Genomic DNA, 19,016 nt, shown 5'->3' on the forward strand with positions numbered 1-19,016 from the left:
GGGTTTAGGCCGGAGGGCTATGCTCGACCCAAAAGCCGTGGGCATGGGCATGGCCGATTAGCATCGGCTCGCCATGTCCCGGCCAACTGCGGATGACAATATCATGGCGGCTCAAATTGCGGTTGGCCTCTACCGCGACCCAGCCGAGCGGGCGGTCGGGCGTGGCTTTGGCGCCCGCTGCCTCCATCGCTTGTGTGATCCGGCGTTGGCGCGGTTCGTCCATATATTGCCACATGATCGAGTGCATGAGGACGCGCATCACGCCATCGTCCTGCGGTAAAGCCAGTTGCGCTTCGACCCAATAGGCGGCATCGGCCTTGACCAGATCGACCGCCCGTTCGCGTTGCATCGCAATTGCTTTGGCAACCCGCTCGAACCGCGCCGGATGGTCTTGCCATATATAAGCGAGCAAGCGCCGCTCATTGGCGGGCCGGGTCGCATCCATCGGCTGGATGTCGCTCCCGCGCACGGAGAGAATATCGGGCAGCGTGTGCGGCGGGGGACTACCGCGCCATTCGGGTGTGATCTGGACGGTGGAGTTCTCCGGCCCGACTTTGACCCCGCCTAAATCCATATGGAAGCGGTCAATCAACAGGTTAAGCCCTGCACTTGAACCGATTTCGATAATCTCCATACGCCCGCCATGTCGCGCTGCAAGGTGGAGGAGGCCGGTCATCAGCGAAGCCGACCGCCCCGGCTCATTGGTTTGCGGCGGGCTATCAAGCCAGGGAAGCAGCGCCGCGTCCTGCCGTTCCAGAAAGGCCGCAACAATCGGGAGCATATCGTCCGCGCGCGCTTCCCCCTTAAACAGCCCGTCCAGTTCCGGCGCATCACCCGTAAGCCACAGGTCATGCACGCCGCCGACCAGCCGCAACACCAGCCCGTCCGCGACCGCATTGCCGGTCCAGCCCAGCACTACGCGACCTGTCTCGGTTGCCGCGCTTAACCCGCCCGCCAGCGCGCTGCATATTTGCGCCGTGATAGGTGCCTGATTCGCATCGCAATAAGCGGCCTGTATTTCGAAGGCGGCGCGGACAATATCCGCGCTATGTCCCGATGCTTCAATTCTATCCGTCATCATGGTTGCCCTTCGCTTGATGGTCGCGTAACGCTGCACCGCAGCATGACCCAAAAACTCATCTTTGCAATCCCCAAGGGGCGGATTCTCGACGAAGCCTTACCTTTGTTAAAGGCGGCGGGCATTGAACCCGAAGCGGCTTTTTTCGACAAGGAAAGCCGCGCACTGACCTTTGCGACCAACCGGCCCGACATCGACATCATCCGCGTGCGCGCGTTCGATGTGGCGACTTTTGTGGCGCATGGCGCAGCGCAGATCGGCATTGTCGGCTCGGACGTGGTCGACGAGTTCAACTATTCGGAATTATATGCGCCGGTCGATTTGAAGATCGGCCATTGCCGCTTGTCGGTCGCAGAGCCGGAAGGGCTGGCGGCGGAAGATGTGCGCGGCATGAGCCATGTGCGCGTTGCGACCAAATATCCGGCGACGACACGGCGCTATTATGAAGCGCAGGGCATCCAGGCCGAATGTGTGAAATTGAACGGCGCGATGGAAATTGCGCCCTTGCTCGGCCTGTCGCGGCGGATTGTTGATCTTGTGTCGTCGGGGCGCACGCTCAAGGAAAACGGCCTCACCGAAACCGATGTGTTGGCGCAAGTGTCCGCGCGGCTCATCGTCAACCGGGCGGCCTTCAAACAGCGCAGCGCCGAAGTGGTGCCGCTGGTCGACCGTTTCCGCCAGATCGTAGCGGAGCGCGCCGATGTTGCGGCTTGACGCAAGCGCGGCTGGCTTTGCCGATGACTTTAATGCGCTCGTCAACGGGCGGCGCGAAAGCGATGCCGATGTAGCGCGCGATGTTGCGCAAATCATCGCGGCGGTGCGCGAACAGGGGGATGCGGCGGTGGCCGACTATACGCGCCGCTTTGATAATCATGATCTCGACGCCGATGGCTGGCATGTGGACCCCGCTCTATGTGCCAAGGCACGCGATGAACTCCCCGAGGATTTGCGCGCGGCGCTCGAATTGGCGGCGGAACGCATCGCGACTTTCCACGAAAAGCAGAAGCCGCAGGATAGCCGGACGACCGACAGTATTGGCGCAACACTCGGTAGCCGCTGGACGCCGGTGGACGCGGCAGGCGTCTATGTGCCGGGTGGCCGCGCGGCCTATCTCAGCTCGCTGTTGATGAACGCTATCCCGGCCAAAGTGGCGGGCGTTGAACGCATCGTCATGGTAACGCCGACCCGCGACGGCGCGCTTAATCCGGCGGTGATGGCGGCCGCAGCGATTGCAGGCGTCGAGGAAATTTGGTGCATCGGCGGCGCTCAGGCGGTGGCCGCGCTTGCCTATGGAACGGAAAAAATTCGTAGCGTCGATGTGATAACCGGCCCCGGCAATGCGTGGGTCGCCGAAGCCAAGCGCCAGCTTTATGGCGTGGTCGGCATCGACATGGTGGCGGGGCCAAGCGAGATTGTGGTGGTCGCGGACAAGCATAATCATCCGGACTGGATTGCCGCGGATTTGATGAGTCAGGCCGAACATGACCCGACCAGCCAGTCGATCCTGTTCACCGATGATGCCGCTTTTGCCGATGCGGTGATAGCGGCGGTCGATCGGATCATCCCCGCTTTGGCGACCGCAACGACGGCGCAGACAAGCTGGGCGGCCTATGGTGCGGTCGTGTTGGTGCCGACCTTGGAAGCGGCAATGCCGCTCGTCAACGCCCTCGCGCCCGAACATCTGGAACTGGCGGTCGACAATCACGATACGCTGTTTGCGCAAGTAAAGCACGCAGGATCGGTATTCCTTGGCCGCATGACGCCCGAAGCGATTGGCGATTATGTGGCGGGGCCGAACCATGTGTTACCCACGGGCCGCCGCGCGCGCTTTTCGTCGGGCCTGTCAGTTACCGATTTTATGAAGCGCACCAGCTTCCTGTCGCTCGATGATGCGGCCTTGGCGGCAATCGGTCCAGCAGCGGTCACGCTTGCCGAAGCCGAAGGGCTGCCCGCTCACGCTTTGTCGGTCGCTCAGCGGCTGGCCCCCTCACAAGCATAAGGATATATCCATGAGTTTCTCCCTTTATGACGCGGTCGTGCCGTCCAACCTCCAGATTTTGGGCGCGGTGTCGGCTATTGTCGACAAAGCGGAACGCTGGTGCGCGGAAAACGGGCATGAGGCCGACAAGGTTATCGGCGCGCGGTTGGCCGACGATATGTTGCCCTTTGCCTATCAGGTGAAATCCACCGCTTTCCATTCGGCAGGCGCACTGGAAGGGGCGCGCGAAGGGTTGTTTTCGCCCGACTTCACGCCGCCGCCGAGCGATTTTGCAGGACTGAAGGCCAGACTGGCCGACGCGATTGCGGCACTTGAGGCCGCCACCCCCGAAGAAGTGAACGCGCTCGCGGACCGCGAGGTGGTATTTGCAATCGGAGATATCCGGATGCCGTTTACCGGCGCAAACTTCCTGCTGTCTTTTTCGCAGCCCAACTTCTATTTCCATGCCACGACCGCTTATGATCTGGTCCGGATGCTTGGCGTTCCGGTCGGCAAGCGGGACTTTTTGGGCCGCATGAGACTGGCTCGTTAAAAGGCGCTATAACAGGTTGATATGATGACAAATAAAGCTCAATCCCGCTCGGCAGCGCGGCTCGCGGCGGTGCAGGCGCTCTACCAGAAAGAGATGGAAGGAACGGCGATTCCGTCCTTGCTCCATGAATTCCACCAGCACCGTTTGGGCGCGACCATCGAAGATGTCGAATATGCCGAAGCCGAGGTCGATTTTTTCGACGATCTGGTGACCGGCACCGATGCGCGGCTCGACGAGATTGATGGTGTCGTCGCGTCCAAACTCAATGCACAATGGTCGCTGGAGCGGCTCGATAAGCCGATGAAGGCAATCCTGCGCGTTGGCACTTATGAACTGCTCGCGCGCGCCGATGTGCCGACGGGGAGCGTGATCAGCGAATATGTCGATGTCGCCAAAGCCTTTTACGACAAGCGCGAGGCGGGCTTTATCAACGGCCTGCTCGATGCGGTCGCCAAGGAAGTGCGCGCTTAAATCGGGTTTGTGCTGTAGGGTGCAGCCATGAAGATGCAGCCATGACAGGTGAAAGCCGGTTTATCGACGCCTTAAGGGCTCTTGCGGTGGATCCGTCCGCGCGGGGTCTCGCCGATGATTGCGCGGTGCTGCCCGATATGCGCGGCGCGCTGGTGCTGACCCATGACATGATTGTGGAAGGCGTGCATTTCCTTAAAGGTGCCGACCCCGCCGATATTGCCTGGCGGTTGGTTGCGGTCAATCTGTCCGATCTGGCCGCAGCAGGCGCAACGCCGGTGGGCGTGCTATTAGGCTATAGCCTTGCCGATAGCGACAAATGGGATACGCGCTTTGTCGAAGGGCTGGGCGCGGCGCTCCACCATTTTGCGGTGCCGTTGCTTGGCGGCGATACGGTGCGGATGCCGCAAGGCGCGGCGCGTGCGTTCGGGCTGACCGCGATCGGCAAGGCAGGTCCGAACGGCGCGCCCTCGCGTGCCGGTGCGAAGCCGGGCGACATAGTGTGGGTCACGGGGACCATTGGTGATGCAGGCGCGGGGCTTGCGCTGGCGCAGCTAGGGCAGAGCGAACCCGCCGCGCTGCTTACCGCGCACAACCGCCCACAGCCGAAGCTAACCGAAGGGCAGGCGCTTGGACCACAGGTTAGCGCGATGATGGACATATCGGATGGCCTGCTCGTGGATGCGCGGCGCATGGCGGAGGCGAGCGGGGTCGCTCTCCATATTCGCCTCGACGCGGTGCCGCTGTCCGAGGCTTATAAAGCCCATTCAGGCGGGGGCATTGAAGCACGCCTTGCGGCCGCAACTGCGGGTGATGATTATCAACTCCTGTTCACCTTGGGCGAAGGATTGGTTCCGCCGGTCAATGCAACCGCCATCGGCCATGTCGCGGACGGGACAGGTTTGTCGCTCAGCTTTGCAGGCGAGGCCCTGCCGCTACCCGACAGGCTCGGCTACCAGCATTAAGCGCAGGCCCGCTCCCTAGCGCACACAGGCCGCGCAGCCGCGCTTCCGCAACGGCACTTCCCCATGCACGCCACGCCCCTCCCACGCAAAAAACAAATTGTTCGGGCTTGCTCTGCTGTAACTTTCCCCGCATAGATTACGCTGTAGAGATAATAATCAAATGGCGGGGATCTAAAAAGCAGGCCTCAAAGCCTGCGGTTTCCCGCACTTTACAAAAGGGGAAGGAAATCAACACATGAATGTGGTTTTGATTGCCATTGCCTGTGGGCTCGCCGCAGTGATTTATGGCTTTGTGACCCGCGCGCAAATTATGCGCTCCGATGCGGGCAATGAAAAAATGCAGGAAATTGCCGGAGCCATTCAGGAAGGCGCACGCGCCTATCTGGGTCGCCAATATCGCACCATCGCCATTGTCGGCGTGGTGGTGGCCGTGCTGGTCGGTGTCTTTCTGGGTCCGCTATCGGCCATCGGTTTTGCACTCGGCGCGATCCTGTCAGGCGTGGCCGGTTTTATCGGCATGAATATTTCGGTGCAGTCGAACGTCCGCACCGCCGCAGCCGCGCAGTCGGGCTTGCAGCAGGGCCTGACCCTCGCTTTCAGAGCCGGTGCGATTACCGGGATGCTGGTGGCAGGCCTCGCGTTGCTCGCGATTGCAGGCTTTTTCTACTATCTTGTCGGTGTTGCAGGCCATGCGCCGGGCAGCCGCACGGTAGTCGATGCGCTGGTCGCTTTGGCCTTCGGTGCCTCGTTGATTTCCATTTTCGCGCGTCTTGGTGGTGGTATCTTCACCAAAGCGGCGGACGTTGGCGCTGACCTTGTCGGCAAGGTCGAAGCCGGTATCCCCGAAGATGACCCGCGCAACCCTGCGGTGATTGCGGACAATGTCGGCGACAATGTCGGCGATTGCGCAGGGATGGCCGCCGACCTTTTCGAAACCTATGTCGTGACAGTGGGCGCAACCATGGTGTTGCTCGCACTGTTGATGAAGGATGCAGGCGATATGCTGCTTCCGCTCATGTCCTTGCCGCTTCTGGTCGGCGGGGTGTGCATCATCACCTCGATTATCGGCACCTATTTCGTCCGTCTGGGCGGTGGCACCAACATTATGGGGGCCATGTATAAAGGCTTCCTTGTGACTGCCTTGCTGTCGATCCCCGCTATCTGGTTTGCAAGCCAATATGTGCTGGGCGATTTGAACAGCGCCATTTCCGGCCCTGGTGGCAGCAGCTTTACCGGCATGAGCCTATTCTGGTGTATGATGCTGGGGCTGGTTGTGACCGGTCTCATTGTCTGGATCACCGAATATTATACCGGCACCAACTATCGTCCGGTGCGCTCGATTGCCAAGGCATCGGAAACCGGCCACGGCACCAACGTCATCCAAGGCCTTGCGATTTCGCTCGAAGCGACCGCGCTGCCGACCTTGGTGATCTGTGCCGGTATCATCATCGCATACCAGTTGGCGGGCCTCATCGGCATTGCCTTTGCTGCGACCGCGATGCTGGCGCTGGCCGGTATGGTCGTCGCGCTCGACGCTTATGGTCCGGTGACGGATAATGCGGGCGGCATTGCCGAAATGGCAGGGCTTGACGATTCGGTCCGTGAAAAGACCGATGCGCTCGATGCGGTGGGCAACACCACCAAGGCCGTCACCAAAGGCTATGCCATCGGTTCGGCAGGCTTGGCGGCGCTGGTGCTGTTTGCGGCTTATACCACCGACCTCAAGGAATATTTCGGGGAGTTGCAAGTCAATTTCAGCCTCGAAAATCCCTATGTGATCGTGGGCCTGCTGCTCGGCGCGTTGCTCCCTTATCTGTTCGGGGCGATGGGCATGACCGCTGTTGGCCGCGCTGCGGGCGATGTGGTGAAGGATGTGCGTGAACAATTCAAAGCCAATCCCGGCATCATGGATTATTCCTCGCGTCCCGACTATGCGCGCACGGTCGACCTTGTGACCAAAGCGGCGATCAAGGAGATGATTATCCCTTCGCTGCTGCCGGTGCTCGCTCCGATTGTGGTCTATTTCGTGATTACCGCTGTGGCGGGTCAGGAAAACGGCTTTGCGGCTTTGGGTGCCTTGCTCCTTGGCGTCATTGTCGGCGGTCTGTTCGTCGCGCTGTCGATGACATCGGGCGGCGGTGCTTGGGACAATGCCAAAAAATATATCGAGGATGGCAATCATGGCGGCAAGGGCTCCGAAGCCCATAAAGCGGCGGTGACCGGTGACACGGTGGGCGATCCTTACAAGGACACGGCTGGCCCTGCGGTCAACCCGATGATCAAGATTACCAATATTGTCGCGCTGCTGCTGCTTGCCGCTTTGGCGCACGGAGCCATATAATCCGCGCGCGACACTATTTTTAATACACTCCTTTCAAAGCCCTGTCCGGACATAAACGGGCAGGGCTTTTTTTGCTGTTGATATATGTTAACCTGATTGCGCTAGGGCCGCAGTGAATGTGCAACAATAGCGGGGACAGACTCTGTTCAACGGGGCATATGCGCAAGACAGTCACCGTCCGCTTGGCGAGGCGGTGGCTTTGTCGTGCGCCGCGCAGACAGCCTATCCCAAACTGACCGTTCACGATCCTTTATCTGCCCCTTTATGCACAATGCCGGGGTTGCAGGCGGCGTGGGACCGGTTGGCGGGCGGCGCGGTCGAACCCAACCCTTTTGCCGAAAGCTGGTTCATGCTGCCGGGTTTGCGGCTGTTTGATAGCGACGCCAAGGCGCGGCTGTTCGCATTGTGGCAAAGCGAAGGGGAATTGGCGGGGCTGATCGCGCTGGCTCCGGCGCGCCGCTATGGCCGCTTTCCGGTGACCCATTCGGAAAATTGGGTGCATCCCAATTGTTTTCTTGGCACGCCGCTCATCCTGCCGGGATGGGAGGAGACGTTCTGGGCGGCCTTGCTGGACGCGCTCGACAGGGCGCGCATCGCGCATCCCATACTCTATCTGGTCGGCATGGTCGAAGACGGGCCGGTTTGCCGTGCGCTAAGCGCCGTAGCCGCGCGCGAGGGCAGGGGGTGCGACATTGTACTGCGCGAATCCCGCGCAATGGTGCAAACCGACATTCCCGCGCAGGATTATTGGGACCGCCATGTGCGCGGCAAAAAGCGCAAGGAATTGCGGCGGCAGGCCGCGCGGCTTGCCGAGCTTGGGCCGATGCGCTTTGAACGGTTGGCTAAAGGCGATGATGTCGATGCGTGGGCGACACGCTTCCTTGCGCTCGAACGCACCGGTTGGAAAGGCGAGGAAGGCTCGGCGCTCGGGTCTGACGCGCGCACTGCGGGTTTTTTCCGCGATGTGCTGGAGGGCGCACATCGGCACGGGCAGCTTGACGGGCTGACCTTATGGCTAGGCGACAAGCCGATTGCGATGCTGTGCCATTTCCTGAGCGGGCGCGGCGGCTTTTCGTTCAAAACCGCCTATGACGAAGATTATGCGCGCTATTCGCCGGGTGTTCTCATCCAGCGCGAAAATCTGGAATTGCTCGCCGCGCGCGGGCTGGACTGGATTGATAGCTGCGCTGCGCAAAATCATTCGATGATCAACAGCCTGTGGGCCGAACGGCGTGCGATTGTGCGCATTGCGGTTGCGGTGGGCGGTCCAAGGAACCGGCTGATCTTCAAAAGCATCCGCGCACTCGAACGGTTGCGCGCATGGAGCAAGCGGCCAAAGGCGGAGCAAAAGGGGCAGATATGACGGCAACCGACCAACAGCGGGTGTTCGGCGCAGAGGCGCTTGCCGATTTTGCCGCCGCTTATCCCGAACAACCGCGCGCGCTGCGTCATAATTTGCACGCGCATGACCTGCTGACATTGGACGCATTGGCGGATCTGTCGGGGCTGCTTGCGCCGTCCGCTATCGAATATAATCGAGGCGATTTGCCGGTCGGCATCGACCCCGACGATATTCCCGCAAACGGCCTTGCCATTGCCGAAACCATCCGCACGATTGACGATAACGGCTCTTGGATGGTGCTCAAAAATATCGAGACGGTGCCCGCCTATCGCGCGCTCCTGCTGGCGTTGCTCGGTGAACTGGAACCGACCGTGCGCGCGACGACCGGCGAGATGCTGACGCCGCAAGGGTTTATCTTCATCTCCTCGCCGGGCGCGGTGACGCCGTTTCATTTCGACCCTGAACATAATATTCTTGTCCATTTACGCGGTGCCAAGACAATGACCGTCTATCCGGCGGGCGATGCGCGCTTTGCCGCCGACACTGCGCATGAAAATTACCATGCGGGCGGCCATCGCAACCTTGTTTGGGAGGATGGTTTTGACGGGGCGGGGCTGGCCGTTGCGCTTGCGCCGGGGGATGCCATTTATGTCCCCGTCATGGCCCCGCACTGGGTCAAGGTAGCGGATAAGGCCGCGATTTCCTTGTCGATTACCTGGCGGTCTGAATGGAGTTACCGCGAAGCCGAAGCGCGCCGCACCAACGGCCTTATCCGTAAATGGGGCATCGCACCCACAGCCCCGCCGCGCTGGCCCGACGAAGCGCACGCCAAATCCTTGCTGTGGCGCGGGCTGCGGCGCTTGAAGCTGGTCCACTGACCCCGCATCCGCCGGGCCGCACGACTTTTCTGCGCAAAGACTTTCTTTTTTCCTGCTTTGGCGTTACAGGCGCGCCAAGAATATTCGAATATTACATCTGTAAAAGAGATTTATGGCAAAAGAAGAACTGCTTGAAATGCGCGGCACCGTTGTGGAGCTTCTCCCCAACGCGATGTTCCGTGTGAAACTGGAAAATGACCATGAAATATTGGGGCATACCGCAGGCAAGATGCGCAAGAACCGCATCCGCGTGCTGGTGGGCGATGAAGTGCTGGTCGAATTGACGCCCTATGATCTTACCAAGGGCCGTATCACCTACCGCTTCATGCCGGGCCGTGGCGGCCCCGGGCCGTCCTCGTCGTAAAAGCCGCATTTTTGCGGACGTTTACGGGTTAAGACTATGACGGCGCGGCTGATCCTTGCCTCTTCATCGCCGCGCCGACGCGACCTTTTGGCGCAAATCGGCGTGACGCCTGACGCCATCCACTCGCCCGACATTGACGAAAGCCCGCGCTCTGGCGAATTGCCGCGCCTCTATGCGCTGCGCATGGCCGAAGAAAAAGCCGAAGCCGTGCCGCGCCCCGAAGGGCATATCGTGCTGGCAGGCGATACGACTGTGGCGCTCGGCCGCCGCATATTGCCGCCTGCCGATACAGACGCAATCGTCGCCGACCTCATCGCCAGATTATCGGGCCGTCGCCACCATGTGTGGAGCGCGATTGCGCTCATCGACACCGAAGGGCGGATGCGCAGCCGCATCACCGACACGATTGTCCGTTTCAAACGCTTGAGCGACACTGAAATCGCGGCCTATGTCGCGAGCGGTGAAGGACGCGGCAAAGCGGGCGGCTATGCCATTCAAGGCCGCGCGGCTGCGCTCGTTGATTTTATGTCCGGCACCTATACGGGCGTGGTCGGCTTGCCGCTTTACGAAGTGCGCACCCTGCTGCGTTCGGCGGGCTATCCGGTGGATTGAAACGCATCATGGCGGAATGGATTTACGAAGACGGTATCGGCGAAGCGCGCGCCGCGCTCGTCCATAAAGGGCGCATCGTTGAAGCGCAGATCGAACGCGACAGCGATCAGGCCCGCATTGGCGCGATTGCTGGCGGGCGCATGGTCGAACAGCGTATCGCCAAGCTGCGTGGCATTGTCCGGCTGGATAGCGGCGAGGATGTGCTGCTTGAACCCATCCCGCCCAAATTGACCGAAGGCGGGCGCGTGACGGTCGAAATAGTGCGTGAAGCGATTATAGAACCCGGCCGCGCCAAGCTGGCCAAGGCGCGCGGAGTGAAGGGCGCTGCCAAACCGGCCCCCGGCAAGAAATTGCTCCAGCGCATCCGAATGACCGGCCATAATGTGTTGATGGCCAGCCCGCATGATGCCGAGGACCGGCTGGAAGAGGCGGGTTGGAGCGAATTGCTGGAGGAAGCGGCGAGCGGTGAGGTGGCCTTTGACGGCGGGGCGCTGCGCATCGCGCTCACCCCTGCCATGACCGTCATCGACATTGATGGCCCGTTAAAGCCCGCAGAGCTTGCAAAGCGCGGCAGCGCGGCGGCGGCCGACGCAATCCGCCGCATGGGGATTGCTGGCTCGATCGGTATCGACTTTCCGACGCTCGAAGAAAAAGCCGCACGCGCTGCGATTGCCGATGCGTTTGATGCGGTGCTGCCGCAACCGTTCGAACGCACGGCGGTCAACGGTTTTGGCCTGATGCAGGTCGTGCGCCGTCGTGAACGGGCGTCCTTGGCCGAACTTATCCAATATGCGCCGGTCGAATCAGCAGCGCTCGCGCTGCTGCGACGGGCAGAACGTGCGCAAGGAACAGGGCTTGCGACCATCACCGCACCGCCTGCGGTCATCGCCTTGCTTGAAAGTCGGCCCGATTGGGGCGGACAGTTGGCGCGCAGTCTGGGCCGTGAAATAAGCTTGGCAAGCGATGCCAGCCTTGGCATTCATGGCGGCTATGTCAGTTAAACCTGTTTCCCAAAACCCAACCAAAACCGCAACCAAACGCGCACGCGCCTGCCCGATTTGCGGCAAAGCGACGGTTCAGGACTATCGCCCTTTCTGTAGCAAAGGCTGCCGCGACCGCGACTTTTTGCACTGGGCGGACGACGGTTACAAGCTCCCCGGAGCGGCGCTCGACGAGGATGCGCTCGAACAAATCGAAAAAAATAACATAAACGGGCTGGACAGTGGCACCGATGACTGATTAAAGGCGCGGCTTCCAGACGGAGCCGGTTGAAGCGAACCGGCCCGCCAAAGATGCCTCGGTAGCTCAGTTGGTAGAGCATGCGACTGAAAATCGCAGTGTCGGTGGTTCGATCCCGCCCCGAGGCACCACTTTTCCCCTTCATATTATTATCGGCCTATGCGCCTTTACTGGCCGCCAAACTGTGTCTTGCGTGTCGCACTTTTGATGCTCCTGCTTGTCCGGTCACATTTTCGTCATCATCCTGATTGCCAAGCTTTCAAGGATTGATTAGCCTCGCATGGGAGACCGGCAAAAGTATCCGCAAGAAACAAGGGAAGTGCCGGAGATAAAAGGGGATATAAGATGAGGAAAATGGCCTTTAAGGTAACGGCGTCCGTTCTGGCGTTTGGCGTTGCGGCAACCCCGCTTTATGCGCAGGAAACGACCGAAACCACGACCAGCGTTGCAAGCGATTCTGCCGAATCGTCCGGCGATAGCGCCATCATCGTGACCGGATCGCGCATCAAGCAGGATCCGACCAAAAGCGCCCTGCCGCTCCAGGTTGTGACCAGCCAGGAATTGCAACGCGAAGGGATTAACAGCCCCGAACAACTAATTTCCTATTTGTCGACCAACGGCAACGGTTCGGACAATCTTGCGGCGAATTCCGATGTCACCAGCGGCGCGCAGCGCGGCACCAACGGCTTGTCGGCAGCCAACCTGCGCGGGCAGGGGGCATCATCGACCTTGGTGTTGCTCAATGGACGGCGCGTTGCGGCGCACGGCCTCACCGGTTCTGCGGTCGACGTCAACCAGATTCCCTTTGCCGCAATCGAACGGGTCGAAGTCTTGAAAGACGGTGCATCCGCTATTTACGGCACTGATGCCATCGGCGGCGTGATCAACTTTATCACCAAGACAAATTATCAAGGCCTTACCCTGAACGGCTTTACCGATTTCACCGAAAGGGGGGATGGTAATATTTATCGTTTGTCGGCGACGGCTGGCTATGGCGATCTCGAAGAACAGGGCTTCAATATCATGGGCGCTGTTTCGTATAGTTGGAATAAAATCCTGCGCGGATCTAAGCGCGACTTTGTCAACACCAACCAGCCGGAACGCGGCCTGTCGGCGGATACACGCGGCACGCCTATCGCGACGATATTTTCCATCGGGGCGAACGGTATTTTTGCGCCGAACGGAAGCCTTCTTGCAGGAACAGCAGTCCCGAATGGCGGGGTAAATACGCTGGATCTGCCGGGCGGTGCCGGTTGCGATTCGGTCGAAGGTGGCATGGCTTATGATGAGCTGTTGTGGGGCGCGCCCACAGCCCGCTATGCTTGTGCTTGGGATACCGGGCGGGCCGCAGTGCTGCAGCAACCGCTGCAGACCCTGACCTATTATGGCCGCGCTACGGTGAAACTGGGCGACCACCAAGCCTATGCGGAAATCACAGGATCGGATGCGGAATCACGCAAGATTTTTTCGCATAACCAATATTCGGGTAATACTGCCGCGTTGCCGCTTTATTATCCGCTCAACAATGTAACACAATCGACCTATAACGGCATTTTCAATCAGCTGGTGGCCGCTTTCCCCAATGATGCGGCTTTGCGCGCCAATTATGGCAAGCCTATCGCTTATCGCTGGCGTTGTATTGCCTGTGGCGAGCGCGAATATATAACCGATACCAATACGCTGCGTGCGGCTCTTGGCCTTGAAGGCCCGATCGCGACCAATTGGGATTATCGCGTGGGGGGGTCGTTTGCCCGCAGCCGCGTTACCTCCACCTTGGGGAGTGGCTATCATTATCGCGGCGTTTTTCCCAATGCAGCCTATGCAGCAGCATCGGGCGTGACGAAGCCCGATCCGAACGATCCCACCAAAAGAATTCCTGTGGTTGCTGGTGATATCGACCCGCGCGCGCCTATCGCGCCCGGTGCGACGGCTCCGGGCATTGTCGGCTTGCTCAATAGCGGCATTTTGAATCCCTTCTCGGTCACGCAAACGCCGGAGGCTATGGCTGCTCTCAAGGCTATCTCCGCGGAAGGGGTGATGCTGTATAGCGGGCAATATAAGGTGACGCAGTTTGACGGGTCGGTTTCCGGGACATTGTTCGCGCTGCCCGGTGGCGATGCAAAATTGGCGGCTGGTATCGACTATCGCCGCGAAAGCTACACGTTTGACGGGTCTTCTGCCGGTATTGTCGGTGCGCCCGACATCTTCAACGTCGCCTTTGACAATGTGAATGCGTTGGAGGGGCTGCACCGCACGGTGAAGGCCGCCTACGCCGAAATATTATTGCCGGTGTTTGACAGGTTGGATGTGACGCTGGCGGGCCGCGTCGACGATTATACCGGCTTTGGCACAACATGGAATCCCAAGGTTGCGGTACAGTTCCGCCCGACCGATTGGTTGATGTTCCGGGGATCGTACAGCACCGGCTTCCGCGTCCCCAATTTCAACCAGATTTTCAACGGCACGACCGAATCGCCGATCACCGGCGCATCGCTGGGTGACCCGCTGCTATGTCCCAATGGTGTCGTCACAACCTCGGTTCCCGGCTGTGTGTCGATCGCGTCACAGAATATCAATGCGGAAACGCTCAACGGCGGCAAGCTTGACGTCGGACCCGAAAAATCGAAACAATATAGCGTTGGTGTCGTGGTGAAGCCTTCGCGTCATTTCACCGCCTCGGTCGATTTCTGGTCGATCAATGTCGATGATGTGATTGGCGCACCGACATCGGGTGACGTGCTGCGTTATTCCCAATTTTTTGCAGACCGGATTATCCGCAATCAGGCCGGAGTCATCGACCAGTTGGATTTGCGGACGGGTAATCTCGGCTCGCGCCGCACCCAAGGGATTGAACTGGTCCTGCGTGGCGGGTTCGATGTTGGCAATGGCGCATTAACGGCGGGCATTGACGGAACCTATCTTGTTAAAAAGAAAGAGCGTTTTGTCGATGAAGCGCCGTGGCGCGATCTCGTTGGTATTTTCACTTACACTGGCGACCTTGGCTTGCGCTGGAAGCATAATGCCTTTGTGACATGGTCGAACGATGACATTAGCGTGTCCTTCTCGCAAATCTTCCGCAAAGGCTATGAAAATAACCGGTTGATTGCAGGTGCGCTGACCCGTCCGGACTATAATGAAAAGGTCAAGGATTATGTCATCTATAATCTGTCGACGGCCTTCAAGGTTACGGACCGGTATCAGATGACCTTGGGTGTCCGTAACCTGTTCGACACCGACCCGCCCTTTGCGATTACCTATGACAGTAATACCGGCGCGGGGTCGAGCTGGGAGCCGCGTGTGGCCGATCCGCGTGGGCGTTCCTTCACGGTGGGCGTCGAAGCGAAATTCTGACCAAAGCCGTATAAGCGATAAAAAGGGGCGCTTCCCGATGGTGGAAGCGCCCCTTTTTTTATGGTTGGGGGAAGCGCGAGCGGAGGTGAGCCAAATAATGGGTGAGGGCGTGAACCTGCGCCGCCCCTTATTTCGTCTTCCAGCTCCCGCTTTCCTTAAACTGTTCCTTGACCTCGCCCGATGTGTTGAGCGCGGGGTCGGCATAGTCGCGCTGGACCGGCGGGGCGGCGGTGAAGCCGGGCGTTGAGGCCGAGCGGGTAGGCGTAGAGGGCGTCGGATGCGGTGTGCTTCCATCCGTTACAGGCCGTCCGCCAAGGTCGGCGGCTTTGGCCTCTGCAATTGCTTTCGCAACTGCCGGATCAAGCGCGACCGCTTCGCCGCCCGCTACGCCCGCCATCGGCGTAGTCGCTTTACCCGCAATCTGGTCGGCAATCGAACGATGCGGCCCCGGCACCGGCTCGCGGCCCGCATAAGGCTGGCGGAAAGCGGAGAGTTCGCCCCAGCGCCCACGCCAGCGGTGGAAAATATGCGCGCCGATCACATTGGTCATCACCAACGTCTTGCCCCAATAGGGCCAGATCGCCTGCGTGTGATAATGGGTCGCAAGGCCGACGCTCGGGAAGGTCCGCCCCGACAAGGCTTCGGCGGCAATGCGGCGCGAGCGTAGCCATTCCGCCGTTGCGGGCCGCCGCGCCATCGCGCCATCGCACGCAAAGCTGAACTGGCAGCCGGTGGTGCGCTCCGACCCTTGGAACACCACGCCGCACACGCTGTTCGGGAAACTCGGATGGCGCACGCGGTTCAGCACCACTTGGGCGACGCCGCGCATCCCGTCATCGCTTTCGGACGCGGCTTCATAATAGATAGCGGTGGTGAGGCATTGCAACGCGCGCGATGTATCGGTCGCGCTGCGCCCGTGGAACACATAGCGGTTGGCGGCGGGACCGATAAACGCCTGCTCCTTGACCTGCAACGGCGTCAGCGCAGTGCCGCTCGCTGCGTTCAGAAGGTCGGCGGCATTGGGGTCGGGGATGGACGGGTCGATCATCGCGGCGGCATCGCGCGATCCGGCATGGGTCGCGGCCCATAGCTGCGTATCATAAGGTTTGAAGCGGACGGGGGTGGACACTTTATACCCCTCCGCCGCGCTGCTTGCGACGGCGTGCGACACGGTAAATAGCGACAGGATGAGCGCCGTGCCCGCGCCATAGCGCACCCATGCGGGGAAGGGGGCTTTCATCCCCAACGCCGCGCGCTCGGCTGCTGCTGCCTTGCGCAGCCTGTCCTTATGTGCCCAGCCCTTTTGCATCTCGTTCAACTATGTCGCACAAATCTTTGTGGGGGAGGGGGCCAAGGCCACCCGCCCGGATTGCAAATTTCGACCCTTTTACCCGATATTTATTGCCAAATAACCAAAGGAATCGGGCCGGAACCCGCTTTGTCCCGTTAAGGGACACGCCCTTAGCAGAAGTTTAACCCTGAAACCAGCAGCACGCGGTATCAAGATGTAACGCAAAATATCCTGTGATTACTAGGGGTTTAGGGGGTGTGCGCCGTGCAACATCTCACCCCGCTTCGGCAATCAGCGCCGCGGCTTCCTTGCCGGTCCAATCCAGCGCGCCATTGACGCGCAACACTTCCTTGCCGTCCTTGTCGATGAGGATGGTGGTCGGGAGCGCGCCGACTTCCAACCCTTGCCCCAATTTGTTTTCGGGGTCGATAAAGGGCTTCAGATGCTTGAGCCCTGTTTTGGCAAAAAAAGCATCGACCGGCTCCGCGCCTTTGAGATCCTGCGACACCGCCACCACCGCCACCTTGTCCGCAAGCGTTCCGGCAAGACTGTCGAGCGCGGGCATTTCAACCACGCACGGCCCGCACCATGTCGCCCACAGGTTCAAAAGCATCGGTTTCCCGCGATAATCGCTTAAACTTACCGCCGCATCATTATCGCCGGTAAAGTCCAGATCAGCGACCGGCTTTCCCTTACGGCTGCGGTCGATTGTGTAATTTTCCTTGGAGCCATCGGCAGCTTGCGCGGCTGGCCCCTCCGGAACAGTTCCATCTGTTACCATATTCTGCCCCGCCGGGGGTTGCCCGTCCCCCGCCTTTTCCTTATCGCACGCGCCGAGCAGCAGCGCGCCCGTGACGAGCGTGCCAAAAGCGATGCGGGAAAAGGCAGACATGGCGGATACTCCAAAGGCGAATAATATGTGGGGCGGGCGCTTTGCCGCGGGGCCAAGCGCCATCATGCGCGAGATAAATGCCTCCATCCCGTTCGACAAGCGTTTGTGGCAACAGGATATAGCAGGGTCCAAGGCCCATGTCGCGATGCTGGGCGCGCAGGCCATTATTGCCAACGCCGATGTCAAAGCCATTATAGACGGGCTGGACCGGATCGCCGCCGATTATGAGGCCAATGGCGTTCCGGTCGATATGGCGCTTGAAGATATTCATATGACGGTGGAATCGCGGCTCGCCGAGCTGATCGGCCCCGCCGCCGGAAGGCTCCATACCGCCCGTTCGCGCAACGATCAGGTCGCGACCGATTTTAAGCTGTGGGTGCGCGATGCGATTGACGAGGTCGATGCAGGGCTGGCCGCGCTCCAGACACAGTTGGTGATCCGCGCCGATGAACATGCAGACAGCATCATGCCCGGCTTCACCCATTTGCAGAGCGCCCAGCCGGTAACGCTTGGCCACCATCTTATGGCCTATTATGAAATGATTGCGCGCGACCGCAGCCGCTTTGCCGATGCGCGCGCGCGATTAAACCAGTCGCCCTTGGGGGCCGCCGCGCTTGCAGGCACCGGTCACAAGATTGACCGGCAAGCCACCGCCGCCGCGCTCGGCTTTGAAAATGGCCCGACACGCAATAGCTTGGACAGCGTTTCCGACCGCGATTTCGCGCTCGATTATCTGATGGCCGCGACCCAATGTGCGCTCCATCTGTCGCGCTTGGCCGAAGAGTTTATCATCTGGGCAAGCCAGCCGTTCGGCTTTGTCTCGCTCCCTGATGCTTATTCGACCGGCAGCTCTATCATGCCGCAAAAGCGCAACCCTGACGCCGCCGAACTGGTGCGCGGCCATGCGGGGCGAATTGCGGGTTGTATGACCGCGCTCGTCATGACGATGAAGGGCCTGCCGCTCGCTTATTCCAAAGATATGCAGGATGATAAGCCGCCCGTATTCGAAGCGCATGACCTGCTTGCCCTCTCCATCGCGGCGATGACCGGCATGGTCGAAACCACGACTTTCCGCACTGACCGGATGCGCGCGCTGGCCGAAAGCGGTTTTGCGACCGCCACCGACCTGGCCGACTGGCTGGTGCGCGAAGCGGGCGTGCCGTTCCGCGAGGCGCACCATATCACCGGCGCGGTAGTCAAAGCGGCCGAGGATAAGGGCGGCGGCCTCATGGCGCTCACGCTTGACGATTTGAAGGCGATTGATAGCCGTATCGACGCGGGCGCTATGGCTATGCTACCGGTGGACGCATCGGTGGCGAGCCGGACCAGTTTCGGCGGCACCGCACCGTCCGAGGTGCGCGCGCGTGTCGCCGAAGCACGGAAGGAATTGGGCTTGTGATGCCGATAGCGCGCAAAAAAAAGGTCATGCTGGCGGCGCTCCTTGTCGGGAGCCTGTCGCTTACGGCTTGCGGCAAAAAGGTCGCGTTGAAACCGGCGTCGGGCGAAAGCCTGCCGGTCGCGCCAGCAGGCGCGGAAACACCGCCGACCGCCGATGATCTCATCACGCCCAAACCGCAAACCCGTCCGGACCGCAGCGACGAACTGCTCCGGCGGTCCGAAAAACGGAAAGACGACCCGTTCGATCTTCCTCCTCCCGGCTAAAA

At 60.2% G+C, this 19,016-nt stretch carries 18 protein-coding genes and 1 tRNA gene; 16 read left to right on the forward strand and 3 right to left on the reverse strand.

From position 1 onward, the window contains the following. Nucleotides 1–4: 4 nt before the first annotated feature. Complete coding sequence (locus tag DMP17_RS01530; RefSeq protein WP_337827320.1) at nucleotides 5–1,081, reverse strand: DUF2332 domain-containing protein; 1,077 nt, start codon at nucleotides 1,079–1,081, stop codon at nucleotides 5–7. Between DMP17_RS01530 and hisG the strand changes: the two genes are divergently transcribed. The 14 genes from hisG to DMP17_RS01600 all read left to right on the forward strand — a co-directional run bounded on the left by hisG (nucleotide 1,049) and on the right by DMP17_RS01600 (nucleotide 15,169). Then, nucleotides 1,049–1,792, forward strand: a complete 744-nt coding sequence (hisG, locus tag DMP17_RS01535) for an ATP phosphoribosyltransferase (RefSeq protein ID WP_337827321.1) — start codon at nucleotides 1,049–1,051, stop codon at nucleotides 1,790–1,792. The genes DMP17_RS01530 and hisG overlap by 33 nt on opposite strands. After that, complete coding sequence (gene hisD / locus DMP17_RS01540) at nucleotides 1,779–3,077, forward strand: histidinol dehydrogenase (protein ID WP_337827322.1); 1,299 nt, start codon at nucleotides 1,779–1,781, stop codon at nucleotides 3,075–3,077. Before hisG ends, hisD begins: the two co-directional genes overlap by 14 nt. Before the next feature lie 10 nt (nucleotides 3,078–3,087). Continuing rightward, a complete protein-coding gene (locus DMP17_RS01545; protein WP_337827323.1) occupies nucleotides 3,088–3,609 on the forward strand; it encodes a DUF1993 domain-containing protein in 522 nt (173 codons plus the stop codon). Between the two features lie 24 nt (nucleotides 3,610–3,633). Next, the gene (gene nusB, locus DMP17_RS01550; RefSeq protein ID WP_337827324.1) at nucleotides 3,634–4,080 is read left to right on the forward strand and encodes a transcription antitermination factor NusB; all 447 of its coding nucleotides are present in this window, start codon (nucleotides 3,634–3,636) and stop codon (nucleotides 4,078–4,080) included. A 41-nt stretch (nucleotides 4,081–4,121) separates the two neighbouring features. After that, the gene (gene thiL / locus DMP17_RS01555) at nucleotides 4,122–5,042 is read left to right on the forward strand and encodes a thiamine-phosphate kinase (protein WP_337827325.1); all 921 of its coding nucleotides are present in this window, start codon (nucleotides 4,122–4,124) and stop codon (nucleotides 5,040–5,042) included. Nucleotides 5,043–5,277: 235 nt separating this feature from the next. Beyond that, nucleotides 5,278–7,383 carry a sodium-translocating pyrophosphatase gene (locus tag DMP17_RS01560; RefSeq protein WP_337827326.1) on the forward strand — a complete coding sequence of 702 codons (2,106 nt, stop codon included), beginning with the start codon at nucleotides 5,278–5,280 and terminating at the stop codon, nucleotides 7,381–7,383. A gap of 280 nt (nucleotides 7,384–7,663) precedes the next feature. Beyond that, entirely contained in the window at nucleotides 7,664–8,746 is a 1,083-nt protein-coding gene (locus DMP17_RS01565; RefSeq protein ID WP_337827327.1) for a GNAT family N-acetyltransferase, read from the forward strand. After that, nucleotides 8,743–9,603, forward strand: coding sequence for a cupin-like domain-containing protein (locus tag DMP17_RS01570; protein WP_337827328.1), 861 nt, complete (start codon nucleotides 8,743–8,745; stop codon nucleotides 9,601–9,603). The genes DMP17_RS01565 and DMP17_RS01570 overlap by 4 nt, the downstream gene beginning before the upstream one ends. A 112-nt stretch (nucleotides 9,604–9,715) precedes the next feature. Further along, nucleotides 9,716–9,967 (forward strand): translation initiation factor IF-1, encoded by a 252-nt coding sequence (gene infA / locus DMP17_RS01575; RefSeq protein WP_337827329.1) that lies wholly within the window; start codon nucleotides 9,716–9,718, stop codon nucleotides 9,965–9,967. A gap of 36 nt (nucleotides 9,968–10,003) precedes the next feature. After that, a complete protein-coding gene (locus tag DMP17_RS01580; RefSeq protein WP_337827330.1) occupies nucleotides 10,004–10,579 on the forward strand; it encodes a Maf family protein in 576 nt (191 codons plus the stop codon). Nucleotides 10,580–10,587: 8 nt separating this feature from the next. Next, nucleotides 10,588–11,580, forward strand: a complete 993-nt coding sequence (locus tag DMP17_RS01585) for a hypothetical protein (protein ID WP_337827331.1) — start codon at nucleotides 10,588–10,590, stop codon at nucleotides 11,578–11,580. Next, nucleotides 11,561–11,818 carry a DNA gyrase inhibitor YacG gene (locus DMP17_RS01590; protein ID WP_337827332.1) on the forward strand — a complete coding sequence of 86 codons (258 nt, stop codon included), beginning with the start codon at nucleotides 11,561–11,563 and terminating at the stop codon, nucleotides 11,816–11,818. Before DMP17_RS01585 ends, DMP17_RS01590 begins: the two co-directional genes overlap by 20 nt. A 55-nt stretch (nucleotides 11,819–11,873) precedes the next feature. Next, nucleotides 11,874–11,949, forward strand: a tRNA-Phe gene (locus DMP17_RS01595). A gap of 223 nt (nucleotides 11,950–12,172) precedes the next feature. Further along, the gene (locus DMP17_RS01600; RefSeq protein ID WP_337827333.1) at nucleotides 12,173–15,169 is read left to right on the forward strand and encodes a TonB-dependent receptor domain-containing protein; all 2,997 of its coding nucleotides are present in this window, start codon (nucleotides 12,173–12,175) and stop codon (nucleotides 15,167–15,169) included. A 127-nt stretch (nucleotides 15,170–15,296) separates the two neighbouring features. On the opposite strand, the gene DMP17_RS01605 is transcribed toward DMP17_RS01600, so the two are convergent. Then, nucleotides 15,297–16,478: a cell wall hydrolase gene (locus tag DMP17_RS01605; RefSeq protein WP_337827334.1), complete on the reverse strand. Its 1,182-nt coding sequence runs from the start codon at nucleotides 16,476–16,478 to the stop codon at nucleotides 15,297–15,299. A 256-nt stretch (nucleotides 16,479–16,734) separates the two neighbouring features. Next, the gene (locus tag DMP17_RS01610) at nucleotides 16,735–17,352 is read right to left on the reverse strand and encodes a TlpA family protein disulfide reductase (protein WP_337827335.1); all 618 of its coding nucleotides are present in this window, start codon (nucleotides 17,350–17,352) and stop codon (nucleotides 16,735–16,737) included. Between DMP17_RS01610 and argH the strand changes: the two genes are divergently transcribed. Together argH and DMP17_RS01620 are read left to right on the forward strand one after the other, a co-directional pair. Then, entirely contained in the window at nucleotides 17,312–18,751 is a 1,440-nt protein-coding gene (gene argH / locus DMP17_RS01615) for an argininosuccinate lyase (RefSeq protein ID WP_337827336.1), read from the forward strand. The genes DMP17_RS01610 and argH overlap by 41 nt on opposite strands. Next, nucleotides 18,748–19,014, forward strand: a complete 267-nt coding sequence (locus DMP17_RS01620) for a hypothetical protein (protein ID WP_337827337.1) — start codon at nucleotides 18,748–18,750, stop codon at nucleotides 19,012–19,014. Before argH ends, DMP17_RS01620 begins: the two co-directional genes overlap by 4 nt. Nucleotides 19,015–19,016 lie beyond the last annotated feature (2 nt).

This window comes from Pseudonocardia sp. TMWB2A (assembly GCF_017312135.1).